This window comes from Variovorax sp. 05N34 (assembly GCF_056397405.1).
The window spans coordinates 123,974-146,686 of sequence record NZ_JBFTNI010000010.1; the positions used below are offsets into that span (position 1 = coordinate 123,974).

The 22,713-nt window shown below is 61.7% G+C and carries 27 protein-coding genes; 10 read left to right on the top strand and 17 right to left on the bottom strand.

The genetic code is table 11. The annotated features are described in order from the left end of the window. Nucleotides 1–93: 93 nt before the first annotated feature. Nucleotides 94–702 (bottom strand): oligoribonuclease, encoded by a 609-nt coding sequence (orn, locus tag AC1DMA_RS24990; RefSeq protein ID WP_478127221.1) that lies wholly within the window; start codon nucleotides 700–702, stop codon nucleotides 94–96. A gap of 95 nt (nucleotides 703–797) precedes the next feature. Between orn and AC1DMA_RS24995 the strand changes: the two genes are divergently transcribed. The 3 genes from AC1DMA_RS24995 to rsgA are packed head-to-tail and all read left to right on the top strand — an operon-like array spanning nucleotide 798 to nucleotide 3,398. Continuing rightward, nucleotides 798–2,072, top strand: a complete 1,275-nt coding sequence (locus tag AC1DMA_RS24995; protein WP_478145884.1) for a M48 family metallopeptidase — start codon at nucleotides 798–800, stop codon at nucleotides 2,070–2,072. A gap of 15 nt (nucleotides 2,073–2,087) precedes the next feature. After that, nucleotides 2,088–2,426 (top strand): 4a-hydroxytetrahydrobiopterin dehydratase, encoded by a 339-nt coding sequence (locus AC1DMA_RS25000; RefSeq protein WP_478127222.1) that lies wholly within the window; start codon nucleotides 2,088–2,090, stop codon nucleotides 2,424–2,426. A 33-nt stretch (nucleotides 2,427–2,459) separates the two neighbouring features. Beyond that, nucleotides 2,460–3,398 carry a ribosome small subunit-dependent GTPase A gene (gene rsgA / locus AC1DMA_RS25005; RefSeq protein WP_478145824.1) on the top strand — a complete coding sequence of 313 codons (939 nt, stop codon included), beginning with the start codon at nucleotides 2,460–2,462 and terminating at the stop codon, nucleotides 3,396–3,398. Here rsgA and hisC read toward each other — a convergent pair. The 7 genes from hisC to rpsP form a co-directional block, all read right to left on the bottom strand. Continuing rightward, complete coding sequence (gene hisC, locus AC1DMA_RS25010; protein WP_478145825.1) at nucleotides 3,392–4,477, bottom strand: histidinol-phosphate transaminase; 1,086 nt, start codon at nucleotides 4,475–4,477, stop codon at nucleotides 3,392–3,394. The genes rsgA and hisC overlap by 7 nt on opposite strands. A 15-nt stretch (nucleotides 4,478–4,492) precedes the next feature. Next, on the bottom strand, nucleotides 4,493–5,494 hold the full coding sequence (locus AC1DMA_RS25015; protein ID WP_478127225.1) for a CobD/CbiB family protein: 1,002 nt from the start codon (nucleotides 5,492–5,494) through the stop codon (nucleotides 4,493–4,495). Between the two features lie 42 nt (nucleotides 5,495–5,536). Next, nucleotides 5,537–6,253: a CoA pyrophosphatase gene (locus AC1DMA_RS25020; protein ID WP_478127226.1), complete on the bottom strand. Its 717-nt coding sequence runs from the start codon at nucleotides 6,251–6,253 to the stop codon at nucleotides 5,537–5,539. 144 nt (nucleotides 6,254–6,397) lie between these two features. After that, nucleotides 6,398–6,778, bottom strand: coding sequence for a 50S ribosomal protein L19 (gene rplS, locus AC1DMA_RS25025; protein ID WP_478145826.1), 381 nt, complete (start codon nucleotides 6,776–6,778; stop codon nucleotides 6,398–6,400). Between the two features lie 86 nt (nucleotides 6,779–6,864). Next, on the bottom strand, nucleotides 6,865–7,611 hold the full coding sequence (trmD, locus tag AC1DMA_RS25030; RefSeq protein WP_478127228.1) for a tRNA (guanosine(37)-N1)-methyltransferase TrmD: 747 nt from the start codon (nucleotides 7,609–7,611) through the stop codon (nucleotides 6,865–6,867). A gap of 21 nt (nucleotides 7,612–7,632) precedes the next feature. Continuing rightward, nucleotides 7,633–8,187: a ribosome maturation factor RimM gene (gene rimM / locus AC1DMA_RS25035; protein ID WP_478127229.1), complete on the bottom strand. Its 555-nt coding sequence runs from the start codon at nucleotides 8,185–8,187 to the stop codon at nucleotides 7,633–7,635. A gap of 13 nt (nucleotides 8,188–8,200) precedes the next feature. Continuing rightward, on the bottom strand, nucleotides 8,201–8,464 hold the full coding sequence (rpsP, locus tag AC1DMA_RS25040) for a 30S ribosomal protein S16 (protein WP_478145827.1): 264 nt from the start codon (nucleotides 8,462–8,464) through the stop codon (nucleotides 8,201–8,203). A gap of 162 nt (nucleotides 8,465–8,626) precedes the next feature. Between rpsP and AC1DMA_RS25045 the strand changes: the two genes are divergently transcribed. Beyond that, nucleotides 8,627–9,151 (top strand): N-acetyltransferase family protein, encoded by a 525-nt coding sequence (locus tag AC1DMA_RS25045; RefSeq protein WP_478145828.1) that lies wholly within the window; start codon nucleotides 8,627–8,629, stop codon nucleotides 9,149–9,151. Further along, on the top strand, nucleotides 9,148–9,600 hold the full coding sequence (locus AC1DMA_RS25050; RefSeq protein WP_478145829.1) for a TM2 domain-containing protein: 453 nt from the start codon (nucleotides 9,148–9,150) through the stop codon (nucleotides 9,598–9,600). The genes AC1DMA_RS25045 and AC1DMA_RS25050 overlap by 4 nt, the downstream gene beginning before the upstream one ends. 29 nt (nucleotides 9,601–9,629) lie before the next feature. On the opposite strand, the gene AC1DMA_RS25055 is transcribed toward AC1DMA_RS25050, so the two are convergent. The 5 genes from AC1DMA_RS25055 to hda all read right to left on the bottom strand — a co-directional run bounded on the left by AC1DMA_RS25055 (nucleotide 9,630) and on the right by hda (nucleotide 14,147). Then, on the bottom strand, nucleotides 9,630–10,640 hold the full coding sequence (locus AC1DMA_RS25055) for an inorganic phosphate transporter (RefSeq protein WP_478127233.1): 1,011 nt from the start codon (nucleotides 10,638–10,640) through the stop codon (nucleotides 9,630–9,632). 15 nt (nucleotides 10,641–10,655) lie between these two features. After that, nucleotides 10,656–11,300, bottom strand: a complete 645-nt coding sequence (locus AC1DMA_RS25060) for a DUF47 domain-containing protein (RefSeq protein ID WP_478127234.1) — start codon at nucleotides 11,298–11,300, stop codon at nucleotides 10,656–10,658. Nucleotides 11,301–11,394: 94 nt separating this feature from the next. Then, complete coding sequence (gene folK, locus AC1DMA_RS25065) at nucleotides 11,395–11,853, bottom strand: 2-amino-4-hydroxy-6-hydroxymethyldihydropteridine diphosphokinase (RefSeq protein WP_478127235.1); 459 nt, start codon at nucleotides 11,851–11,853, stop codon at nucleotides 11,395–11,397. Beyond that, entirely contained in the window at nucleotides 11,850–13,430 is a 1,581-nt protein-coding gene (gene pcnB / locus AC1DMA_RS25070; RefSeq protein ID WP_478127236.1) for a polynucleotide adenylyltransferase PcnB, read from the bottom strand. The genes folK and pcnB overlap by 4 nt, the downstream gene beginning before the upstream one ends. Before the next feature lie 30 nt (nucleotides 13,431–13,460). After that, a complete protein-coding gene (gene hda, locus AC1DMA_RS25075; protein WP_478127237.1) occupies nucleotides 13,461–14,147 on the bottom strand; it encodes a DnaA regulatory inactivator Hda in 687 nt (228 codons plus the stop codon). A gap of 273 nt (nucleotides 14,148–14,420) precedes the next feature. On the opposite strand from hda, the gene purM reads away from it, so the two are divergent. Both purM and AC1DMA_RS25085 read left to right on the top strand, forming a co-directional pair. After that, nucleotides 14,421–15,461 (top strand): phosphoribosylformylglycinamidine cyclo-ligase, encoded by a 1,041-nt coding sequence (gene purM / locus AC1DMA_RS25080; protein ID WP_478127238.1) that lies wholly within the window; start codon nucleotides 14,421–14,423, stop codon nucleotides 15,459–15,461. Nucleotides 15,462–15,475: 14 nt separating this feature from the next. Then, complete coding sequence (locus tag AC1DMA_RS25085) at nucleotides 15,476–16,534, top strand: AI-2E family transporter (protein ID WP_478127239.1); 1,059 nt, start codon at nucleotides 15,476–15,478, stop codon at nucleotides 16,532–16,534. A gap of 35 nt (nucleotides 16,535–16,569) precedes the next feature. Here AC1DMA_RS25085 and AC1DMA_RS25090 read toward each other — a convergent pair whose 3' ends face one another. From AC1DMA_RS25090 to murJ, 3 genes are read right to left on the bottom strand one after another with little or no spacing between them, the layout of a single operon-like run. Beyond that, on the bottom strand, nucleotides 16,570–16,989 hold the full coding sequence (locus AC1DMA_RS25090; RefSeq protein WP_478145830.1) for a bleomycin resistance protein: 420 nt from the start codon (nucleotides 16,987–16,989) through the stop codon (nucleotides 16,570–16,572). Beyond that, nucleotides 16,989–17,840, bottom strand: a complete 852-nt coding sequence (locus AC1DMA_RS25095; RefSeq protein WP_478127241.1) for a SirB1 family protein — start codon at nucleotides 17,838–17,840, stop codon at nucleotides 16,989–16,991. Before AC1DMA_RS25095 ends, AC1DMA_RS25090 begins: the two co-directional genes overlap by 1 nt. A gap of 44 nt (nucleotides 17,841–17,884) precedes the next feature. Further along, nucleotides 17,885–19,450 carry a murein biosynthesis integral membrane protein MurJ gene (murJ, locus tag AC1DMA_RS25100; protein WP_478145831.1) on the bottom strand — a complete coding sequence of 522 codons (1,566 nt, stop codon included), beginning with the start codon at nucleotides 19,448–19,450 and terminating at the stop codon, nucleotides 17,885–17,887. A gap of 117 nt (nucleotides 19,451–19,567) precedes the next feature. Here murJ and rpsT point away from each other — a divergent pair, with 117 nt between their 5' ends. Continuing rightward, a complete protein-coding gene (gene rpsT, locus AC1DMA_RS25105; protein ID WP_478100514.1) occupies nucleotides 19,568–19,882 on the top strand; it encodes a 30S ribosomal protein S20 in 315 nt (104 codons plus the stop codon). A gap of 120 nt (nucleotides 19,883–20,002) precedes the next feature. Here the strand turns inward: rpsT and AC1DMA_RS25110 are convergent, their stop codons facing one another. Continuing rightward, nucleotides 20,003–20,353 (bottom strand): DUF3579 domain-containing protein, encoded by a 351-nt coding sequence (locus AC1DMA_RS25110; RefSeq protein WP_478127243.1) that lies wholly within the window; start codon nucleotides 20,351–20,353, stop codon nucleotides 20,003–20,005. A gap of 163 nt (nucleotides 20,354–20,516) precedes the next feature. Here AC1DMA_RS25110 and AC1DMA_RS25115 point away from each other — a divergent pair, with 163 nt between their 5' ends. Together AC1DMA_RS25115 and argF are read left to right on the top strand one after the other, a co-directional pair. Then, nucleotides 20,517–21,722, top strand: a complete 1,206-nt coding sequence (locus AC1DMA_RS25115; RefSeq protein WP_478127244.1) for an acetylornithine/succinylornithine family transaminase — start codon at nucleotides 20,517–20,519, stop codon at nucleotides 21,720–21,722. Next, entirely contained in the window at nucleotides 21,719–22,645 is a 927-nt protein-coding gene (gene argF / locus AC1DMA_RS25120; RefSeq protein WP_478145832.1) for an ornithine carbamoyltransferase, read from the top strand. The genes AC1DMA_RS25115 and argF overlap by 4 nt, the downstream gene beginning before the upstream one ends. Nucleotides 22,646–22,713: the final 68 nt, after the last annotated feature.

Genomic DNA, 22,713 nt, shown 5'->3' on the forward strand with positions numbered 1-22,713 from the left:
TGTGCAAGATAGGGAGATGCAGGAAAACGCTATCAGACATGTCTAGTTGCCAATAGCGAAGCCAGCGATTATTGCACGAACCCGGGTTTTCACCTAATCCTGGATGCGCAGAAAGGTCTCGCGGTAATGCGCCAGTTCGTCGATGGACTCGTGGACGTCGGCGAGTGCCGTATGAGCTTGTTGCTTCTTGAAAGCGTTATAGGCGGCCGGCTTCCAGCGTTTGGCAAGCTCCTTGAGCGTGCTGACATCCAGGTTGCGGTAATGGAAATACGCCTCCAGCTTGGGCATGTACTTGACCAGGAAGCGGCGATCCTGGCCGATGGTGTTGCCGCACATCGGCGAGCCGCTTTTGGGGATGTACCGCGAGATGAACTGAATCAGCTGTTGCTCTGCCGCGGCTTCATCCAAGGTGGACGCCTTGACCTTGTCGATCAACCCGCTGCGCCCATGCGTTCCCTTGTTCCAGGAATCCATGCCGTCCAGCAGTTCGTCGCTCTGGTGGATGACAAGGACCGGGCCTTCGATGCGCGGCGAGAGATCAGGACCCGTGACGACCACTGCGATTTCCAGCAGCCGTTCCTTTTCGGGGTCCAGACCACTCATTTCGCAGTCGAGCCAGACGAGGTTCTGATCGGTCTTCTTGAGCGTGGCCGCAGGTGCGACCGTTTCGGTGGATTCGGGCATTCGGCGATTGTCGTCCATAMCCCCTTCCGAAGATCAGCCTCGCCCACATGGAGAGCGTACGCAACGCGTCCGCCGCCGACGGGCGGCAGGTCGGCGGGCTAAACTCGGCCGCCATGTCCACCACGTCGTCAGCGCCCCTCGCCTTCACCTTGGCTTTCGCCCTTGCGCTGGTCGCGGGGCTGGTCGTGAAGTTCTGGCTCGCGACGCGGCAAGTGCGCCACGTGGCACGTCATCGCAACATCGTCCCGCAGGCCTTCGCGCAGGCGATCACGCTCGAGGCGCACCAAAAGGCGGCCGACTACACGATGGCGAAAACGCGGCTTGGCGTGCTCGAGATGGCGTGGAGCGGCGCCGTGCTGTTGGGTTGGACCCTGCTCGGCGGCCTCGACCTGCTCAACAAGACACTGCTGGGCTGGATGGACGGCGGACTATTGCAGCAATTGGCTCTTCTCGGCGCCTTCGCGGTGATTGGCGCGGTTCTGGAGTTGCCCTTCACGCTCTGGCAGACCTTTCGGCTGGAGGAGCGTTTCGGGTTCAACAAGATGACGTGGCGCCTATGGATTGCGGATGCAGTCAAGGGCATGCTGGTGGGTGCCATGATCGGCTTGCCGCTCGCGGCGCTCATTCTGTGGCTCATGAGCGCAGCCGGGGTCTTTTGGTGGCTCTGGGCCTGGGGTGCGTGGACAGCGTTCAATCTGCTCTTGATGCTGGTCTATCCCACCTTCATTGCCCCACTCTTCAACAAGTTCCAGCCGCTGGACGACGCTGCTCTCAAGGACCGTGTGAACGCATTGATGCAGCGCTGCGGTTTTTCGGCAAAGGGCCTCTTCGTGATGGACGGCAGCACGCGCAGCGCCCATGCCAACGCATATTTCACCGGGTTCGGTGCCAGCAAGCGCGTCGTCTTCTACGACACGCTGCTGCGACAACTGAATGCCGGCGAGGTCGAAGCCGTGCTCGCCCACGAGTTGGGCCATTTCAAGCATCGGCACGTCATGAAACGAATGGCTGCGATGTTCGCGCTCAGCCTGGCTGGTTTCGCTCTGCTGGGCTGGCTGTCGGTACACACGTGGTTCTACGCCGGGCTGGGTGTGCAACCGAACATGTCAGCGCCCAACGACGCGCTTGCCATCCTCCTCTTTATGCTGGTGGTGCCTGTCTTCGGCTTCTTCGTGGCGCCGCTGCCAGTGTTGATATCAAGACGGCATGAATTCGAGGCCGATGCCTATGCAGTCGCCCAGACGAGTGGCTCCAGTCTTTCCGCGGCGCTCCTCAAGCTCTATAAAGACAACGCCTCAACACTGACGCCGGACCCGATATTCGTCAAGTTCTACTATTCGCACCCACCGGCGTCCGAACGCCTTGCGCGAATGGCAGCCGTCACCTGAACCGGAATGCCGACGATGAACAGCATGATGAAATTCAAGGACTGGAAGTCCCAGCCCCGCCGGGCCCTGAGCGCCACGGAGATCGTGGCAAGCCTCGCGCATCTGGATGGCTGGAAATTGGCAGGCGACGGGGCGAACGTCGCGATTGAAAAGACGTTCACCTTCGCGAACTACTTCGAGACGATCGCCTTCGTGAACGCGCTTGCGATGGTGGCTCACAAACACGATCACCATCCGGATCTCACGGTCCACTACAGCCGTTGCGTGGTGCGATTCAATACCCACGACCTGGGTGGCATCTCGGCGACCGATTTCGACTGCGCGGCGCAGGCCGACGCGCTGCTCGACACTTGAACCAACGCTTGGGCCGACGCATGGAACGCACTCTTGGCTAAGCAGCGCGCCGGCACCGACGGCACGGCGCTGCGCGACGGGTTGGTTGTCGCTGGGCACGGCCGCCACTGCATTGTCGAAACACCCGAAGGCGAGCGCGTGATTTGTCATCCGCGCGGCAAGAAGAGCCAGGCCGTCGTCGGCGACCGGGTGCAGTGGCAGGTGAGCCAGGACGAGGGCACCATCGAAGAGGTGCTTCCGCGCAAGAACCTGTTCTATCGACAGGATGAAATCCGGACCAAATCTTTCGCCGCCAATCTCGACCAGGTGTTGATCCTCATCGCCGCGGAGCCCGAGTTTTCAGAGACCCAGCTGACACGCGCCTTGATCGCGGCCGCGGCTGAACACATCACCGCACTCGTCGCGCTCAACAAGCGTGACTTGAAGATTCCATTCGATCGTGCCTGGAACAGGTTGGCCCCTTACAGGCACATGGGCTATGAGGTGCTGCCATTGGCACTCACGGCCTCTGGCGAAGCTGATCGCGCGGCGCTGACGGCGCTGCTCACCGGCAGGACCACGCTGGTGCTGGGTCCTTCGGGCGCGGGCAAGAGCACGATGATCAACTTGCTGGTGCCCGGCGCCACCGTCCTGACAGGCGAAATTTCGCAGGCGCTCAATTCGGGCAAGCACACTACGACGAGCACGACCTGGTATTGGATGGACAAGGCGACCAACACCGCCCTCATTGATTCGCCGGGGTTCCAGGAATTCGGGCTGCATCACATCGAAGCCATGCAGCTTGCGCAGCTCATGCCCGATATCGCCGAGCACGCGACGGGCTGCAGGTTCTACAACTGCACGCACCTGCACGAACCAGGCTGCAGCGTGATTGCGCAGGTGGAGTCGTCTTCGCATCCAGGCGCCATCAGTGCATCCCGCTACCGCATCTATGGCGAGTTGTTCGCCGAACTGAGCCAATCGCGTTACTGAGCGCCGAGGATTTCCGCCAGTGCATCGACGAATGCAGAACACTGATCTCGCGTGCCGACGCTGATCCGCAAGTACTCCGCGATGCGCGGCTGCTGAAAATGGCGCACGAGCACTGCCTTTTCACGGAGTGACGCAGCAAGTCGGCGGGCGTCATGCGCGGGGTGCCGTGCAAATAGAAAATTGGCCTGGGACGGCAGGACTTCGAAGCCCAAGTCTTCCAGTTGCAGCAAAAGCCCTTCACGCGTGTCGATCACGTCCTTGCGTGTTCTTTCGAACCAGTCTTCGTCTTCGATGGCAGCCAGGGCACCTGCCAGCGCGAGCCGATCCACTGGATACGAATTGAAGCTGTTCTTGACACGCTGCAGCCCATCGACGAGATGCGCCTGGCCGAAAGCAAAGCCGACCCGCAAACCTGCGAGCGAGCGCGACTTGGACAAGGTCTGCACAACCAGCAGATTCGGATAGTGGCCGATCAGTGGCAGCGCGCTTTCCCCGCCAAAGTCGACGTATGCCTCGTCCACCAGCACCACGCGATTCGGACACGCGAGCAGCAACAGCTCGATCTGGGCAAGCGGCAATCCGATGCCAGTCGGCGCGTTTGGATTAGAGACGACGATGCCGCCACAACCGCTCGCAGCTCGCGCGGCCAGCGCCTCAGCATCGATGCGGAGACCTTCGTCCACTGCTTCGAGTTCGCATGCGATTCCGTAGAGCTGTGCGTAGACGCGGTAGAAGCTGTATGTGACGTCTGGAATCAGCAGGGGTTGGGACTGCTGAAAGAACGCGAAGAAGGCGTGGGCCAGAACCTCGTCTGAACCGTTGCCGACAAACACTTGAGAAGCGTCCAGACCGTGCTGCTCAGCGAGTGCTTCACGCAACACTGCCGATTCAGGATCGGGATAGCGCTCGAGTCCGCTTTCAGCCGCCCTTTTGATCGCGCCGACCACGCGCGGTGAGGGCGGATAGGGATTTTCGTTGGTGTTGAGCTTGATGAGGTTCGCGATTCGCGGTTGCTCACCGGGCACATAGGGTTCGAGCGCGGCAATGCGTGGGCTCCAGAAGGTCGAGGCATTGGACACGCTCGGCTCCCAGCCTCAGCCCAGCAAGCGGGCCAGTGTGAGCAACGCCAACAGAACCATCCACATCACCACGGAGCGCCAGACAAGTCCCACAACGCTGCGCAGATGCGCGGGCTCCGGCTCGCGTCCTGGTGTGCTTCCGCTGTCCGGCACACTTCCGTCGGCGAACGAATCTCCCGCTTGTGCACGTGGCAATGGGTCTGTCACCGGAAAGGGGCTCAGCGTACCGCCGCCGAGGCGCACGTTGACTGCACCCGAAGTCGCCGCGAGGATTACGCCATCGTTCTGATTGGGAAATCGGCGAGCATCATTGCGCCAGCAATCGATCGCCTCCTCGAAGCTGCCCACAACTGCAAAGCCGAGGGCGGTAATCCTGGCTGGCAGCCAGTCGATCAATGCCCAAGCGCGCTCGGCGGCCCGCTGAACCCAAATGCTGGATGGTTGAGTGGATGCGCCACTCTTGTGCGTCCAATAGCGCGCGACGAATTCGCTCATCCGATAGAACACAGCGCCAGCAGGGCCGAGGCCAATCGCCGCAAGGATCGAAAACCAGGCCAGCACCCCAAAGACGTGCCGATGCGCAGCGATCACCGAATGCTCGATCACGTGCCGAACAATTTCGCTGCGCGGCAGGTTGACGGCATCCACTCGTTGCCAATGCGCAAGTAGCGACCGTGCCAAGGGCTCGTCGCCTTCGTCCAATGCGTCTCGAATGCCGGTGAAATGATGACTGAACTGTCGAAATCCCAATGTGACGTACAGAACCGCAACGCTCCACAGAACCGCAAACGGAAGTCCCAGACTCAGAACCAGAAGCCAGTGCACGGCGAGCGAAAGCACGGTCGGTACGAACACGGCAAGGCACCAGGCTACCCAACCATGATTGGGCTTGCCCGCATCGAAGTTGCGGCTGGTCCAGCGCGTCCACGCAAGCACGCCGCCATAGACGGGATTGTGGTAGGCCAAGGGCCGCACCTGCTCGATCAGCAACGCGCACAGGATCGCAAAGAAGCTCATGCGGTGATGATACGAGAGGCTTCAGGGCAGCTGGATGGCCGCTCAGGCGGAGAGAAAGCGGTAGAGATTGCGCAACATACCCGCCGTGGCGCCCCAGACGAAACGCTCCTGAGAGCCGTCTTGATATGGCATCGAAATCCACTCGCGAGACTTGAGGTCGTCGCCGACCATGGTGTGGTGACGGTGATTTGCAGGGTCCATCAGAAAGGCGAAAGGCACTTCGAAGGCCTCGGCGACTTCATAGGGATTGATCGTCAATTGAAAATCGGGGCGTACGAGTGCAACGACCGGTGTGACGACGAATGAGGTGATCGTCGTGTACGTCGGCAGACTTCCCAAGACTTCAATGTATTCGGCCGAAAGCCCAACCTCTTCCCAAGCTTCTCGAAGCGCAGCCGCGGCGATGTTGGCATCCTCCGGATCGACCCGGCCGCCGGGGAAAGCCACCTGGCCGGAATGATTGGTCAGTTGGGCGGAGCGTTCAGTCAGCAAGACCGTGGGCTTGTCCCGCATGATCACCGGCACCAGCACCGCGGCTTGAGCGGGTGCTCGGTCCGTCATCTGGGGCTCGCGACGAAGTTCGGGGACCCATTCGGGCGGCGCCGCAAAGCGATCGCGCAAGCCATGGGCGCTGAGTCGCTCGGGCGAAACCGCCGGCATATTGGAATCAACAAAGGTGACGGGCACTTCGCGAGGATCGAACGACCGCAGGGCCACGGGAAGAACGGCATTGATCGTTTCGACAGGGGAAGCGCGCATGGCCGATGGAAGATGGGTCAAGTAGATGGACTTGATGAGTTAAACGCGAAAACAATGGCAGCGAGGGCACGGCACCACAAAAATCGGAGATGCCAATGCAAAAAGCCGCCTTGAACGGCGGCTTTTCGCGTGCCATGCAGCTTTTTACTGAGCTGCCGTTGCTGCCGACTTGCCCGGCAATTTTTCCTTGATGCGAGCCGAGCGGCCGCTGCGTTCGCGAAGATAGTACAGCTTGGCACGACGGACATCGCCACGACGCTTGACCTCGATATTGGCGATCAAAGGACTGTAGGTCTGGAACGTACGCTCGACGCCTTCGCCGCTGGAGATCTTGCGAACCGTAAAGCCGCTGTTGAGGCCGCGATTACGTTTGGCGATCACGACGCCTTCGTAAGCCTGAACGCGCTTGCGACTTCCTTCGACGACGTTCACGCTGACGATGACCGTGTCACCGGGCATGAAGTCGGGGATTTTCTTGCCGAGGCGGGCGATTTCTTCCTGCTCGAGGGTCTGGATGAGATTCATGATTTCCTGAGATCGATCATGTCCGCGCTACACAAATGGCGCCTTCGGGTGAAGGCGCGGCCGGGCAGAGGATCGGGAACCGAAAATTATAGCTTTTTCTGGAGAGCTTTTTCGTCTGCCGCGCTAAGGCGACCCGCGCGCCGGGCAGCATCGATCAGGTCGGGGCGCTTCTCGGAGGTAATTGCCAACCTTTGATCGCGGCGCCAGCGATCGATCTGGAGGTGATGGCCCGACATCAAGACAGCAGGGACGCCCTCGCTATTCCAGATTTCAGGTCGCGTGTAGTGCGGGCAATCAAGCAAGCCGTCGAGGGCAGGATTGAAGCTGTCCTGAACGTGGCTGTCCTGATCCCCCAAGACACCGGGCTGCAGCCGCGCCACGGCATCCAAGAGCGCCATGGCGGCAATTTCGCCACCGGACAACACAAAGTCACCGAGGCTGATTTGGTGCGAGACCCTTGCATCGATAAAACGCTGATCGATGCCCTCGTACCGCCCGCAGATCAGAATCGCCCCATCACCAGCCGACCAACGCTCGACGTCGTCGTGGCGCAATGTTTCGCCCACCGGTGAAAACAAGACAACTGGGGCTGCAGCCTGGCGCGATGCCAGCGCGGCGTCAAGGCAGTCCGACAGGGGCTGCGCCAGCATCACCATCCCAGGGCCGCCGCCGAACGGCCGATCATCGACGCGCCGATAGTTTCCTTCGGCAAAATCGCGCGGATTCCAAAACACAACCTCGACCTGCTTGGACTCGTAGGCGCGACGCGTCACGCCATTCGAAAGAAGTGGCGAAAACAGTTCGGGGAACAGGGTGATGATGTCGAAGCGCATGACGGCCTCATCTCAGACCGCTCAGTAGTCGGGCTGCCAGTCGACTTTGATCAGCCGACTCGAAAGGTCGACGCTTTCGACAAAAGCCGACACAAAAGGAACCATTCGTTCGACTGGCTTGCCGTCTTCTTCTGAAGCGAGGACGAGTGTGGTCTGCGGACCGGTGGCAAGCAGTTCACGCACGTGGCCCAACGTGATGCCTTCGCGATTCACGACAGCGAGCCCGATGAGATCAACCCAGTAGTACTCGTCATCGCCAGCTGTGGGAAAGCTTGAACGCGGGACCAACACACGCGCGCCTCGAAGTGCTTCGGCCGCATTACGGTCGGGCACTCCTGTGGACGAAGCGACGACGTAGTCGGAATGTTCCTTGGCCTCGCGGATCGCGAGTCGGAAAGTTTGGCCGGCCGCTGCGCCGGGGAGCTGCAGGAACCAGCGCTTGGATGAAAAAAGTGCCTCAGGTTGGGCGCTGTGGGGTTGGACCTTGAACCAACCCTTGATGCCCCAAGCATCGACGATGCGCCCCACTTCGATCGCATCCACCGGAAGGTCGGCGGTCTCGAGGGTGGGTAGCATCGCTTACGGCGGGTTAGGCGGCTGCCTTGGGAGCGGCTGCGGCCGCTTGCTTGATCAGACGGGTGACCGTCGGGGAAGCCTGTGCGCCAACGCTCTTCCAATAGGTCAGGCGATCCTGGGCGATGCGGATGCTTTCTTCGTTTTCCTTGGCGATCGGGTTGTAAAAACCCAGGCGCTCGATGAAACGTCCATCGCGGCGAACACGCTTGTCCGACACGACGATGTTGAAAAACGGACGACCTTTGGAGCCGCCGCGGGAGAGTCGAATGACGACCATGATTTATCCTTGGGTGGTGCGGCGAACCCGAAAGGCCCGCCCACAGTGTTCTTTCAGCGTCGAGACACGCGACATGGCCACCCGGCCAGCGACACGCTGAAAAGCCAACGATTATAGCCCGGGAGCTATTTTTTCTAGACCCGTCCTACCGGGAATTGCTGCATGACCATCATCCGCCCCAGCCGCGACCAAGACATCGTCGCAATCACAGCCATTTATGCCCATCACGTCCTGCACGGGACGGGCACCTTCGAAACCGAGCCTCCTACCGATGCCGACATGGCCGCACGACGAGCGGACGTCCTGTCGAAAAATCTTCCCTACCTTGTCGCCGAAAAGGATGGCGAAATCCTCGGCTTCGCATATTGCAATTGGTTCAAGCCCCGACCCGCCTATCGTTTTTCCGCCGAAGACTCCATTTACCTCGCCGAGAACGCACGCGGCCAGGGCCTCGGTACAAAACTGCTGGCGGCGCTTTGCGAAGCCACCGAATCGGTCGGCGTTCGCAAGCTGATCGCGGTGATCGGCGATTCGGCAAACGCCGGTTCCATCGGCGTGCACCGAAGGCACGGGTTCAGCCATGTTGGAGTGTTGAAGGACTGCGGCTGGAAATTTGGCCAATGGCGGGACGTCGTGCTCATGGAAAAAGTATTGGGCGAAGGTAGTTCGACGAGTCCTGAGCAATGAAAAACAAAACCTTGGCGGCGTGGCTGGCGTTTCTCGGCGGCCCGTTTGGTTTGCATTGCTTCTATCTTCGGGGCGCATCGAGCACTCTGGGTTGGCTCCTGCCCATTCCCACGGTGCTGGGCCTGTACGGTATCGAACGCGTGCAAACCTACGGCCTTGACGACGCCTGGAGCTGGGTCTTGGTCCCGTTACTGGGATTCACGATTTCGGGTTGCGCCCTGACCGCCATCGTGTATGGGCTGATGACGCCCGAAAAGTGGAATGCCCGCTACAACCCGAAGTTTTCTGCAACCAATGTCCCAGCGGCCGGAAGTACGAACTGGCTCACGATCGGGGCAGTCGTGATGGCACTGCTCTTCGGCAGCACCATACTCATGGCAAGCTTGGCATTCAGTTTTCAGCGCTACTTCGAGCACGAGGTCGAAGCAGGTCGAAGAATTTCCCAATAGTCCGGGTAGGTCCAGTCGAGCGCTGGGCCTCAAAAAATCTGGATGCCGATCCAATAAGCAATTGCCGCGACGAATGCCGACGCGGGGATCGTGAAGATCCAAGCCCAGACGATATTGCCTGCCACGCCCCAGCGCACAGCGCTGGCGCGCTGCGCTGATCCCACACCGACGATCGCACCGGTGATGGTGTGCGTTGTCGACACCGGAATCCCGAGCGCCGTTGCCAGGAACAGCGTCAGCGCTCCCCCGGTCTCGGCGCAAAATCCGCCTACCGGCTTGAGTTTGGTGATCTTCTGGCCCATGGTCTTGACGATGCGCCAGCCGCCGAACATCGTGCCTAGCGAAATAGCTGCATAGCAGGACACGATCGTCCATGTCGGCGGCAACTCGGCGTCCGCGGCTGCATAGCCGGTCGCGATCAGTAGCATCCAGATGATGCCAATCGTCTTTTGTGCATCGTTACCACCGTGGCCGAGGCTGTAGGCACCTGCCGAGACGAGTTGCAGCCTTCGGAACCAGCGGTCGACCCGAGACGGCGTCGATCGCCTGAAGGCCCACGCCACGACGATCATCATCAATGACCCGAGCAGAAACCCAAGCAGTGGCGAAACGAAGATGAACGCCACTGTCTTCCAGATGCCAGCGGCTATCAGCGCGCCAGAGCCTGCCTTGGCGATGACTGCGCCCACGATGCCACCAATGAGTGCATGCGAAGAGCTACTCGGAATACCGTAGTACCAGGTGACGAGATTCCAGCTGATCGCGCCGACCAGTGCGCCGAAGACCACGTGCACATCCACAACACCCGGCTGCACGATCCCCTTGCCAATGGTTGCCGCCACGCTGAGGTGGAATACAAAAATAGCGACGAGGTTGAAAAACGCCGCAAACACGACCGCCTGACCCGGCTTGAGCACGCCGGTCGACACGACGGTGGCAATGGAATTCGCCGCGTCGTGGAACCCGTTCATGAAATCGAAAGCGATGGCCAGAACGACCAGCACAACTACCACCCAAAGGGCGACCTGAACCGTTGCCATTCGAATCCCGCGATCTCAGGAATTCTCGAGGACGATGCCCTCGATCACGTTGGCGACGTCCTCGCACTTGTCTGTGATCGTCTCGAGCAATTCGTAGATGGCCTTCAGCTTGATGACCTCGCGCACATCCGGTTCTTCGCGGAAGAGTTTGCTCATTGCGCTACGCATCACCCGATCCGCATCCGATTCCAGCCGATCGATTTCCTCGCAGGTCTTGAGTGTGGCTTCGGCTGTGGCTGGGTCGGTGATCTTGCCCAGGAACTTGACTGCGTCCTTCACCCTTTCGCAGCATTTGACGCTCAATGCGGTGAGACGGGTAATCTCTTCCGTCATGTGGCGCACGTCGTAGAGCGCCATGGTCTCAGCGGAATCCTGTATCAGGTCCGCCACATCGTCCATCGTGTTGATCAGCTTATGGATCTGCTCGCGGTCGATCGGCGTGATGAAGGTCTTGTGAATCAGCCGGTTGACGTCGTGGGTCACGCGGTCGGCGGCGCGCTCAGCGTTGTCGACGTCACGGTTGTACTGCTCGCGCAGGTGCAGATCGTTGTAGTTTGCTACCAGCTGCTCGAAGGCACGCGCCGCTTCGACGATGCGATCGGCGTGTTGGTTGAACATCTCGAAGAAATTCCCCTCGCGGGGCAGCAGCTTGCCGAACATGGCGGTCTCCTGGGTTCGCGCCGTCACAGCATATGCGCGTGACGCCATCGTGAAAAATCCGCGCAAGTGTAATGGGCAGGGCTGACGCCGACGGTCAGAGGCGTTCTATCCGCTGATCAGCCACCCGCTGGATCTGGGCTCTTGTGACTTGGTCCGGCGCGATTTCCGCCAGGGGCAGGAGGACGAATGCACGCTCTGCCATGCGCGGATGAGGAAGGGTGAGCGTTGCGGTGTTCATGACGGTCTCACCGTGACGCAAGAGATCGAGGTCGAGGGTCCGCGGCGCGTTCTGGTAGGGGCGTTCGCGTCCGGCACGGGTTTCGAGCCGATGGAGTTCGTCCAACAGGGCGTGCGGTTCCAGGCCTGTATCCAGTTCAACGACTGCATTGATGAAGTCTGGGCCGCCTGCGTCGACGGGTTCGCTCCGGTAGAGCGACGAGCGCGCAGTCACCCGCGTTTCGGGCAATTCGTCCAGGTCTGACGCTGCGCGCAACACGGCGGCCCGCGCATCGCCGAGATTGGCGCCGATCGCGACGTAGGCGCGGACGGTCATTCGGCGGCTGCGCTCGCTGCTTCGCCGCCGCTGCGCGGCTTGCGCCGACGCCGGCGCTTTCGCGGCTCCGTAGCAATTTCGCCATCGGGTGGGAGCGCGGAGTCGGCTTCGGCAGCCGGCAATGCCGCCTGATGCCCGGAGGAGCCACTGGCGGGAGTGCGCGCCGGGATGCGCTGTCGGGCCTTCTTCTGCTGTTCGTCTCGGACCTGATCCATCAAGTCCTGCCGCCGCACGTCGTCGGCGGTGCTGAATTCCTGCCACCATTCGGCGATCGCCTCCCCCACTTCGCCGACGTCCGCGCGCAGTCGCATGAAATCGAAGGCTGCTCGGAATCGCGCTTGTTCCACCAAGCTGTATGGCGTGGCGCCGATGCGCTTGTCGAACCGAGGCTGCATCATCCAGATCTCGCGCATGTCGGCCGCGAGTTTGCCGCGGCCGGAGACGTCGCCGATGCGTGCATTGAAGACGTCGTCGATCGCGTCCTGCAAGGCAGGAAACGGCGCTTGCGGCCGCTGACCGTGTTGGCCCTGCTGGCGCTGCGCCCATCCGTCGCGCACATCGGCCCACAGCACGCACGCGAGCAGGAAACTCGGCGCCACGGGTTTGCCTTCGCCCACGCGGCGATCCGTGTCCTGCAAGGCGGCTTTGACGAACGGCTGGTCGGCGCGTTCGACGACGATGTCGAGCAAAGGGTAGATGCCTGTCGAGAGGCCGAGCGCACGCAGTTGCGCGATGGTCGCGACCGCATGGCCCGTCTGCAGCAGCTTGAGCATTTCGTCGAACAGCCGGCTTTGCGGCACGTCCGCGAGAAGGCGGCTCGACTCGATCAGGGGCGCGGCGGTCTTGGGTTCGAGCTTGAAACCGAGAGCAGCCAGCTTGGCCGAGAACCGGATTGCACGAATGATGCGCACCGGGTCTTCGCGGTAGCGCGTGATCGGATCGCCGATCATGCGCAGCGTGAGCTTCTTGGCGTCGCGGATGCCGTTGTGATAGTCGACGACGATCTGGCTGGCCGGGTCGTAATACATCGCGTTGACGGTGAAGTCGCGTCGCGCAGCGTCTTCTTCCTGCGGGCCCCACACGTTGTCGCGCAAGACGCGGCCGCTGGCGTCGACAGCGTGCTTCATTCCGGCGAGTTCGCCCTTGCTGGTGCGCTCGTTGCCGGCGACCTGCTCGGCGCCCGTGCTGTCCATGTATGCGCGGAAGGTGGAGACTTCGATCACCTCGTGCTCGCGTCCGCGTCCGTACACCACGTGGACGATGCGAAACCGCCGCCCGATGATGAAGGCGCGACGGAACAGGCTCTTGACCTGCTCCGGCGTTGCGTTGGTTGCAACGTCGAAGTCCTTCGGCCGCAAACCAAGCAGCAGGTCGCGAACCGCCCCGCCCACCACGTAAGCCTCGAAGCCTGCGCCCTGGAGTGTGGTGACGACGTTCTTGGCCCGCTCATCGACCAAGGCCGGATCGATGCCGTGCACCGAGGCGGCAACCTCCTGGCGCTTGCCGAAACGAGCCTTGCCGTTGGATGAGCCGCCGCCGGACTTGCCGAGGAGTTTGTCGATGAATTTCTTGATCATTGGAAGGAAGGTTTCGGCGCGCGATGCGCCTCATTCATTTTCGAGCATCGACCGAATCAGCGGGATCGTGATCGCGCGCTGCGTTTGCAGGGCGTAGCCGTCGAGCTGTGTGAGCAGTTCCATCAGGCTCCCGAGGTCACGACTGAAGCGATGCAGCATGTAGTCGAGGACTTCGTCGGAAAGCATCACGCCACGGCTGTCAGCGGCCTGCCGCAGCACCGCGCGACGCTCGGTCTCGCTCAGGACCTGCAAGTGGAACACATGGCCCCAGCCGAGTCGCGTACGCAGATCCTCGCGCAACGGGAGGTCGGCCGGCGGCACCGCACCTGCGGCCACCACCCCGCGCTGCAGGCTCTGAGCATTGACGAACCAGTTGAAGGCCACATGCTGTTGCACAGCGGTATAGAGATGCACGTCGTCCAACACCACCGCACCCCAGCGCTCGTCGAACTCAGGAGGATCGGTCACGCCGGGATGCAGCCAACCGGCGCTTGCACCCTGGTTCTTGAGGGCTGCCCGGACGGCTTCGAGCAAGTGCGTCTTGCCGCTTCCACTGTCGCCCCAGAGATAGGTCGGCACAGGCGAATGGACCGTCGGCACTTGCGCGTCACCCACCCACAGCTTCAAGTGCCGCAACGCCGGTTCGTTCGGTCCAGCGAAGAAACCGTCCAGTGTCGGGCCGGTTGCAATGCCGATGTCGAGCGCGAGTTGCTTCATGCCGCGACTGCAGCGAGCGGTTGAGGTGACGCGAAGGACACGAAAAAAAGATTCATAAGTCAGGGCAGCGCGCCGCGCGACTGCCGGGAGACGTTTTGCCCTTTTCCGATAGGGACGGCGCAAATACACGGAGAGACGGAATGACCAGCCCGGAAGATGGCCAATGAGCACCCTTAAAATCGTCGCGAATTCTATCGGCCCGCCCGCATCGCTTGCCGGCGTCATTGTCCTCCTCTTCCTTCCGCCTTCCCTTCCTCAGCCCGGCCTCCGCCCATGAATCCCAACTCCTCCACCCCGCTCAGCTACAAGGATGCAGGCGTCGACATCGACGCTGGCGACGCGTTGGTCGACCGCATCAAGCCGCTCGCCAGGAAGACGATGCGCGAGGGCGTGCTGGCAGGAATCGGGGGTTTTGGCGCCCTCTTCGAAGTGCCCAAGCGCTACAAGGAACCCGTGCTCGTGAGCGGCACCGACGGTGTGGGCACCAAGCTCAAGCTCGCCTTCGAATGGAACATGCATGACACGGTCGGCATCGACCTCGTGGCCATGAGCGTCAATGACGTGCTGGTGCAAGGTGCCGAGCCCCTTTTCTTTCTCGATTATTTCGCCTGCGGCAAGCTGGACGTCGACACGGCGGCGGCAGTTGTCGGAGGGATTGCACGCGGCTGTGAACTCAGCGGCTGCGCCCTCATCGGGGGGGAGACGGCTGAAATGCCCGGCATGTACCCGGCTGGCGAGTACGATCTGGCCGGATTTGCCGTCGGCGCGGTCGAGAAGTCGCTGATCCTCACCGGCCAAAACGTGAAGCTTGGTGACGTGGTACTGGGGCTCGCCTCGGCAGGCGTGCATTCCAATGGCTTCAGCCTGGTGCGCAAGGTCATCGAACGCGCTGGCGACGCTCTGCCCGCCACGCTCGATGGAAGGCCGTTCCGCGAGGCTGTGATGGCGCCTACCCACCTCTACGTGAAGCCTGTGCTGGCGGCACTCGCGAAACACCCAATTAAGGCGCTGGCGCACATCACGGGTGGAGGCCTGCTGGAGAACATTCCGCGCGTGCTGCCCGATGGCACAGCCGCTCACCTCCGCAAGGGGAGCTGGCCGCAGACCGAACTCTTTGCCTGGTTGCAGAAGATCGCAGGCATCGACGACGTTGAAATGAACCGCACCTTCAACAACGGGATCGGCATGGTGGTCGTGATCGACGCTGCCAACGCTGCCGCCTGCGCGGCGACGCTGCGCGCGGAAGGCGAGACCGTGCACGAAATCGGCGTGATCGCCGAACGCGGTTCCGGCGCGGCCGTCGTCGTCGGCTGAGCAGCCTGCGACGCGTGATCGAGCCCACTGCCGCCCCGTCGCGTGCGCTGATCGCGGCCAGCTACCTGCTGATCGCCGGGGCTTTGCTGCTCGTCATGTGGCAGGGCCTCTTGCCTGGTCTGCTGTGCGTCTGCATCGGATTCCTTGCCACGCGATGGATCGCGCGCGTGCTGTACGCGAGCCTTCGGAGATCGCGAAAATTGAGCGCGAACGATCCCGCCTGGGCCGTGACGCCGCCGTTTCCGAGGATTGCCGCAGCGACAGCGGTGATGCTTGCGCCGATCGGCCTGCTCACGCTCGGGTTCGCCGAAGCTCGCGAGTTCGTGCTGAATGCGCCACAGCAGTATCAAGAGTTGCTCGACTTCGTTGCCCGCACCGTGCTGGAACTCCGGCTCAAGCTTCCCCCCGAAATGGCCGTCTATCTGCCCGAAGGCGCCGTGGAGGTGCAGCGCATCATTGCCGGCTATCTGCGTACCCAGGCCGGATCGCTCGCGCTGACCGGCCGTGCCTGGCTGGGCGGTTTGCTGTTCGCGTATGTTGGCCTGATCGTTGGCGCATTGGCCGCCATCGCCAATCAGACTCCGTCGAAGCGGCCGCTGGCGCGCCAGCTCAGACTCCGCATCATTCTGTTCGGCGAGGCCTTTGGGCAAATCGTGGCCGCGCAGTTCTGGATCGCGGCCTTCAACACCTTCCTGACGGCCATTTTTTTGCTGTTCCTGCTGCCGCTTTGGGAAATGCAGCTGCCCTACACGCCCGCACTCGTCACCTTGACCTTTGTTGCAGGCCTGGTGCCTATCGTCGGCAATCTCATCTGCAATACCGTCATCACGCTGGTGGGGCTTTCGGTTTCACCCATCGTGGCGCTGGCATGCCTCGCATTTCTGATCCTCATCCACAAGGCTGAATACCTGATCAATGCGAAGGTGGTTGGAAGCCGCACGCAGATGGCAGTCTGGGAATTGCTCGCCGTCATGTTCGTGGCGGAAGCGGTATTTGGCCCCGCCGGTCTGGTGGCTGCGCCGCTCTTCTATGCCTATCTGAAGAAAGAGCTGAAGGTGGCGGGGCTGGTATAGCCTGACGCGAACCTTCCCCCTTGCATTTCAGCGGATCAGAGATAGCCGCAGAACCGCAAGACATGCCCGTCAGGCTCGCGGATCGCAAATTCGCGCAAACCCCAGGGCTGGGATGTCGGCGGCTCCAGCACGACCACACCGCGCCGCACATACGCGGCGTGCAATCCATCGATGTCGCGCCCCACGTGAATCACGATTTCGCCACGCCATGGCATGACATCGCGTCCGCTGCATTGCCAAAGGCGGATGTACACCGGATCGCCGTAAGTTCGATCACCCTTCTTCACTCGGGCGTAGCTTGGCGGCTCGCCGGCAATGAAATCAAGTTCGAAGCCAAGCACGTCTCGAAAATAGCGCGCCGCCCGCGCGGCGTCCGCCACCGGAAGCACCGGTTGAACACCATGGAATTCATGCAGCGTGCCGAGGTCGGCGGCCACGAGCGGTGTCGATTCCATCAGTTCTCCGCGCGACGCAGTGCAGCGACACGTTCGGCGATGGCATCGATATCGAGCGCATCTTCGGCGTGCGCGAGATACGTCTCCAGATCGCGCACTGCCAGCGCGTGATTGCCTTGTTCGGCATGCGCGAGGCCGCGGTCGCGATGCTCGGCCCACGCCTCCGGAAGCAGCGCGATCAGCCGATCCTGCACGGCAATCGCGCGCTGCCAGTCTTCCTGGGCATGATGGATCTCCTTAAGGTTCCGCAGCATGCGTCCGATGATTTCTCGCGGCGTTGCCGGCTGGAGATAAAGGCCCAGCGGCACGTCGAAGTCGCCGACGAGGCCGTTGCTCCGCTTGTAAGGCTCGAGGCGCTCGCTCAGTTCTTCGCGGGAAAGTGATTTTCCCGTGAAGGGATCGATGACGACCTGACCTTTGGGCAAGGTGACCTTCAGCATGAAATGGCCGGGAAAGCCGACTCCCCGCGCCTGGAGGCCAAGGCCGTGCGCCAATTCCATCCAGAGGACCGCCAGCGATATCGGAATACCGCGCCGAGTCCGCAAGACAGCATTGAGATAGCTGTTGTCAGGGTCGTAGTAGTCGTTGACGTTGCCGCCGAAATTCAGGTCGTGAAAAAAGAACTGGTTGAGCGCCCGCAATCGGTGCAGCGGCGCCGCATCGGCTGGCAGGCGCCGCTTGAGACGCGCCAGGAGTTGATCGACGTCGCCGAGGACTTGCTGAACGTCGAGTTCTGGGTATTCGTCCTGCGCAAGGCTCGCCGCTGCCTCGAGCAGTGGAAATTCCTCATCGCTCCGGACGAGCGAATCGAAATATTCGAGCGCCGTGGGCGCCGAGAAGCTGAACGTCATGTGTCTTTGTAGAGGAGCGCGGGGGGACCGTCAAGGCGTGCCGTTCAATGGCGGATAAAACTCCGCAGCTTGAGACCGACCGCTGCTAAAACTGCGAAATAAAGAACGGCAGCGCCCGCGATCAACGCCGCGAGAAGCCCGATTCGCTGCAGACGCTCCGCCCGCATGGCGATCCAGTCGAAGTGCTGCGCACCCCAGATCAGGAGGACCGAGAGCACAGCGGTGCCGATGACCACCTGCAGCAGGAACTTGCCCCAGCCGGGCTCAGGCTTGTAGCTGCCCCGCCGGATTAATCCGATCAGCAGCCACATCGCGTTGACGAGTGCGCCGATGCCGATCGTGAGCGTGAGCGCCGCGTGCTGCAGGAGCGGCACCAGTACGAAGTTCAGCGCCTGAGTCAGCACCAGCACACCGACTGCGATCAACATGGGCGTGCGCATGTCGTGCTTGGCGTAATAGCCGGGCGCGAGGACCTTGATCGCCACCAGGCCGATCAGCCCGACGCCATAGCCCATGAGCGCGACCGTGGTGCGCTGCACGTCGGTTTCGCTGAAAGCGCCGTTGTGGAAGAGGACGGCAACCAGCGGCTGCGAAAAAACCAGCAGCGCCAGCGCACAGGGGGCCGAAAGCAAAACCACGAGGCGAAGGCCCCAGTCCAGCATGGACGAATAGCGCGCGTCGTCCTTGGCAGCGCGAGCGCCGGCGAGTTGCGGCATGAGCACGACGCCCAAAGCGACGCCCAGCATGGCGGTGGGAAACTCCATCAGCCGATCGGCGTTGGTGACCCAAGTGACGCTACCGGTCGCGAGGTGGGAGGCGATCTGGGTATTGATGAGCAATGAGATCTGCGCGACGCTCACGCCGATCAGCGCGGGCAGCATCAGCTTCGTGATTTTGCGTGTGGTCGGGTCATTCCATGCAGCACGGACCGCACTGGCGCTAGCGCCGATTCGCGGCATCATGCCGAGCCCGCGCAAGGCGGGCACCTGGAGTGCCAGTTGCAGCGCGCCCCCGACCATCACGCCGATGCATTGCGCGTAGATCGGCTCTATGCCGATCCGCCTGAACCACGGCGCGCCGACCACGATCGACAGTATCAGCGCCACGTTCAACAGGACGGGCGAGGCCGCTGGCACGGCGAACTTCCGCCAAGTGTTGAGTACGCCACCGGCCAATGCGACCAGCGACATGAAGCCGATGTACGGGAACATCCACCGCGTCATGACGACTGCGGCATCGAAGCCGTTTGCAGTTTGTTTGAGCCCGCTGGCCATCGCCCACACCATCACGGGTGCCGCGACCACGCCGAGCAGGCACACAATGACAAGGGTCCAGGCCAGCAGCGTCGCCACATGGTCGATCAGATTTTTGGCGCCCTCGTCGCCGTGCTCGGTCTTGCACGCCGCAAGAACCGGCACGAAGGCTTGGCTGAAGGCCCCCTCCCCAAATACCCTTCGAAACAGATTGGGGATGCGGAAAGCGACGTAGAAGGCGTCGGTCATGGCGCTGACGCCGAATACCGAGGTCATCAGGACGTCTCGGATGAGGCCTGTCACTCGGGAAGCGAGGGTCAGCAGCGAGACGGTGGAGGCGGATTTAAAAAGGGACACGAGGCGGAAGTGTATGTGCCCACGCGCGTTCTCTGAATGGAATAGGACGAGTCTCAGCCGCTCGCCTATAATGGAAGGCTTTGCTGCATCATCCCCAGACACTCAAGGAATATCACCGTGGCATCTACCAAGCCCAAGAAAAAGAACCCGCGCCTTGCGTCGGGCCGTAAACGCGTCCGCCAGGACGTCAAGCTCAACGCTGCGAACACTTCGCTGCGTTCCAAATACCGCACCGCTGTGAAGAATGTCGAAAAGGCCGTCCTGGCCGGCGACAAGACCAAGGCAGCGGAACTCTTCGCGAAGGCCCAGAGCGTTGTCGACACCGTCGCCGACAAGGGCATCTTCCACAAGAACAAGGCCGCTCGCGACAAGAGCCGCCTCGCGGCCAAGGTCAAGAACCTGGCCCTCGCCCCTGAAAAGGCCGCCGCCTGACCTTTTCAGGCAAACAGCCCGGACTGGTTCGCTGGTCCGCCGTTTGATCGGGGTGCGCTGCAGCAAAGTAAAAAAACCGCCTTCGGGCGGTTTCTTTATGGGCGGTTCATTCTCGAACGTCTACTTCTTCTCGGCTGGCGCTGGCCTTGCAATGGCCTCAGGCAAAGCATCCGGCACGAGGCACGCTTCGGCAACCTGAAGGTTGTTGTCCCGGGCGAAATTGAGGCAGAAATCCCAAGCCATGGGTTCAGCGTCACGCAGTGCGCGATTGACCACGACGCACTTCACACCATTGATGACGGTCGGCACGCACCACGGCGAATAGGTGAGATGGCTTCCAGGTTGCGGACCGCCCGGCCGAAACGAGCACATCACGCCCGCCAAGCGTTCCGCCCAGTCACTCGGGCGAAACGTCCGGCCATCTTGAGTGATGCCCTGGATGAAAACTTCTTTGGCGTTGGGAGAAACCATCGGGTTGGCGGGAGTGAATGCACAGGCTCTGCTGCGCCGCACAACGATTCTATCCGGGGGTCCCCCGAGTGACACGCGCAAGGGAATTGCTGTGATGCGCAATCCTCACTGAAGCCATCAAACCGCACGCCTAGAATTCGCGTTCCCTTTTCCGGAGATACGCATGAGCGCCACCGCCGCCCCCTCCTCGCCCCATGTCATGAACACCTATGGCCGCCTGCCGATCGCTTTGTCGCACGGCCAAGGATGCCGAGTGTGGGACACCGAAGGGCGTGCGTATCTCGACGGCCTTGGGGGCATTGCGGTCAACACGCTGGGTCACAACCATCCTGAGCTGGTGCCAGCACTTCAGGACCAGATCTCGAAGCTGATCCACAGTTCCAACTATTACTACGTCCCCGGCCAGGAACAACTTGCGGCCAAGCTGACGGAGCTCTCGGGGCTCACCAACGCGTTTTTTTGCTCGACCGGCCTCGAGGCCAACGAGGCCGCGCTCAAGCTGGCGCGCAAGTTCGGGCACGACAAAGGCATCGAACGTCCTGAAATCGTCGTTTACGAGGCCGCCTTCCATGGCCGCAGCATCGCGACGCTGTCCGCCACCGGCAATCCGAAGGTGCAAAAAGGCTTCGGGCCACTGGTCGAGGGCTTCATTCGTGTTCCGCTCAATGACATCGATGCGCTCAAGAAGGCCACGGAGGGCAATCCGAACGTCGTGGCGGTGTTTTTCGAAACCATCCAGGGCGAAGGCGGTATTCATCCCATGCGTTGGGAATACCTGCGCCAGGTTCGCCAGCTTTGCGATGAGCGCGACTGGCTAATGATGATCGACGAAGTGCAGTGCGGAATGGGGCGCACGGGCAAGTGGTTCGCCCACCAATGGGCTGGCATCAAGCCTGACGTGATGCCGCTAGCCAAAGGGCTGGGCTCAGGGGTGCCGATCGGCGCCGTCGTCGCGGGCCCGCGCGCCGCTCACATCTTCGGTCCTGGCAACCACGGCACGACGTTCGGTGGCAACCCGCTTGCGATGCGTGCCGGGGTCGAGACGATCCGCATCATGGAAGAGCACAAACTTCTGGAAAACGCTGCCAAAGTCGGCGCGCACCTGAAGGCGGCGCTTGAACGGGAATTGGGCGCTGTACCTGGCGTGACGGAGATCCGCGGTCAAGGGCTGATGCTGGGCATCGAGCTCGACAGGCCCTGTGGCGTCATTCTCAACCGCGCGTGCGAAGCCGGTCTGCTTTTGAGCGTCACGGCTGACAACGTGATTCGTCTCGTGCCGCCGCTGATTCTCAGCGTGGCCGAAGCGGACGAGATCGTTGCGATTCTGGCGCCGCTGGTCAAAACCTTTCTCGGGGAGCCTCACCCATGAGCGACCAGGCCATCATCAAGCATTACCTGCAGTTTTCGGATTTCACTGCGCAAGACTACGAGTACGTGCTTGCGCGTGCCGCGCTGATCAAGAAGAAGTTCAAGGCCTACGAAAAGCATCAGCCGCTCGTCGATCGGACGATGGCCATGATCTTCGAGAAGGCGTCGACCCGCACGCGGGTCAGCTTCGAAGCGGGCATGTACCAGTTGGGCGGCAGCGTGGTGCACCTCACCACGGGCGACAGCCAGTTGGGCCGCGCCGAACCCATCGAGGACAGCGCCAAGGTCATCAGCCGCATGGTCGACCTGGTGATGATCCGAACCTTCGAGCAAACCAAGCTCGAAGCTTTCGCCGCGCACTCGCGCGTGCCGGTGATCAATGGCCTGACCAACGAGTTCCATCCGTGCCAGATCCTGGCCGACATTTTCACTTTCATCGAGCATCGCGGCTCCATCGCGGGCAAAACGGTGGCGTGGGTGGGCGACGGCAACAACATGGCCAATACGTGGCTGCAGGCCAGTGAAATCCTGGGCTTCACGGTCCACGTGAGCACGCCGAGCGGCTATGAAGTCGACCAATCGATCGCGGGCATTCGGTCCTCCGACAGCTACAAGGTTTTCACGGATCCGATGGAAGCCTGCCGCGGCGCGGACTTGGTGACCACCGACGTGTGGACCAGCATGGGCTACGAGGCCGAAAACGAGGCACGTCGCGCCGCCTTTGCCGACTGGTGCGTGGACTCGGAAATGATGCGCGTGGCACAAGCGGACGCCCTGTTCATGCACTGCCTGCCGGCACACCGCGGCGAAGAAGTCGAAGCCGATGTGATCGACGGTCCGCAATCCGTCGTCTGGGAAGAGGCTGAGAACCGCATGCACGTGCAGAAGGCCTTGATGGAATACCTCCTGCTCGGCCGGGTGTAGCTTCCCAGGTTGCCTGGTGTTGCAAATAACCGACACCACGACTTCGCCCACGGCGCTAACTTCGCGCC

Excerpts from the sequence above, each read along its gene's own strand:
- orn (WP_478127221.1), bottom strand. The coding sequence starts at position 702 with ATGGACGACAATCGCCGAATGCCCGAATCCACCGAAACGGTCGCACCT.
- AC1DMA_RS24995 (WP_478145884.1), top strand. The coding sequence starts at position 798 with ATGTCCACCACGTCGTCAGCGCCCCTCGCCTTCACCTTGGCTTTCGCC.
- AC1DMA_RS25000 (WP_478127222.1), top strand. The coding sequence starts at position 2,088 with ATGAACAGCATGATGAAATTCAAGGACTGGAAGTCCCAGCCCCGCCGG.
- AC1DMA_RS25015 (WP_478127225.1), bottom strand. The coding sequence starts at position 5,494 with ATGAGCTTCTTTGCGATCCTGTGCGCGTTGCTGATCGAGCAGGTGCGG.
- AC1DMA_RS25020 (WP_478127226.1), bottom strand. The coding sequence starts at position 6,253 with ATGCGCGCTTCCCCTGTCGAAACGATCAATGCCGTTCTTCCCGTGGCC.
- rplS (WP_478145826.1), bottom strand. The coding sequence starts at position 6,778 with ATGAATCTCATCCAGACCCTCGAGCAGGAAGAAATCGCCCGCCTCGGC.
- trmD (WP_478127228.1), bottom strand. The coding sequence starts at position 7,611 with ATGCGCTTCGACATCATCACCCTGTTCCCCGAACTGTTTTCGCCACTT.
- rimM (WP_478127229.1), bottom strand. The coding sequence starts at position 8,187 with ATGCTACCCACCCTCGAGACCGCCGACCTTCCGGTGGATGCGATCGAA.
- rpsP (WP_478145827.1), bottom strand. The coding sequence starts at position 8,464 with ATGGTCGTCATTCGACTCTCCCGCGGCGGCTCCAAAGGTCGTCCGTTT.
- AC1DMA_RS25045 (WP_478145828.1), top strand. The coding sequence starts at position 8,627 with ATGACCATCATCCGCCCCAGCCGCGACCAAGACATCGTCGCAATCACA.
- AC1DMA_RS25050 (WP_478145829.1), top strand. The coding sequence starts at position 9,148 with ATGAAAAACAAAACCTTGGCGGCGTGGCTGGCGTTTCTCGGCGGCCCG.
- AC1DMA_RS25055 (WP_478127233.1), bottom strand. The coding sequence starts at position 10,640 with ATGGCAACGGTTCAGGTCGCCCTTTGGGTGGTAGTTGTGCTGGTCGTT.
- AC1DMA_RS25060 (WP_478127234.1), bottom strand. The coding sequence starts at position 11,300 with ATGTTCGGCAAGCTGCTGCCCCGCGAGGGGAATTTCTTCGAGATGTTC.
- folK (WP_478127235.1), bottom strand. The coding sequence starts at position 11,853 with ATGACCGTCCGCGCCTACGTCGCGATCGGCGCCAATCTCGGCGATGCG.
- pcnB (WP_478127236.1), bottom strand. The coding sequence starts at position 13,430 with ATGATCAAGAAATTCATCGACAAACTCCTCGGCAAGTCCGGCGGCGGC.
- hda (WP_478127237.1), bottom strand. The coding sequence starts at position 14,147 with ATGAAGCAACTCGCGCTCGACATCGGCATTGCAACCGGCCCGACACTG.
- purM (WP_478127238.1), top strand. The coding sequence starts at position 14,421 with ATGAATCCCAACTCCTCCACCCCGCTCAGCTACAAGGATGCAGGCGTC.
- AC1DMA_RS25090 (WP_478145830.1), bottom strand. The coding sequence starts at position 16,989 with ATGGAATCGACACCGCTCGTGGCCGCCGACCTCGGCACGCTGCATGAA.
- AC1DMA_RS25095 (WP_478127241.1), bottom strand. The coding sequence starts at position 17,840 with ATGACGTTCAGCTTCTCGGCGCCCACGGCGCTCGAATATTTCGATTCG.
- AC1DMA_RS25110 (WP_478127243.1), bottom strand. The coding sequence starts at position 20,353 with ATGGTTTCTCCCAACGCCAAAGAAGTTTTCATCCAGGGCATCACTCAA.
- AC1DMA_RS25115 (WP_478127244.1), top strand. The coding sequence starts at position 20,517 with ATGAGCGCCACCGCCGCCCCCTCCTCGCCCCATGTCATGAACACCTAT.
- argF (WP_478145832.1), top strand. The coding sequence starts at position 21,719 with ATGAGCGACCAGGCCATCATCAAGCATTACCTGCAGTTTTCGGATTTC.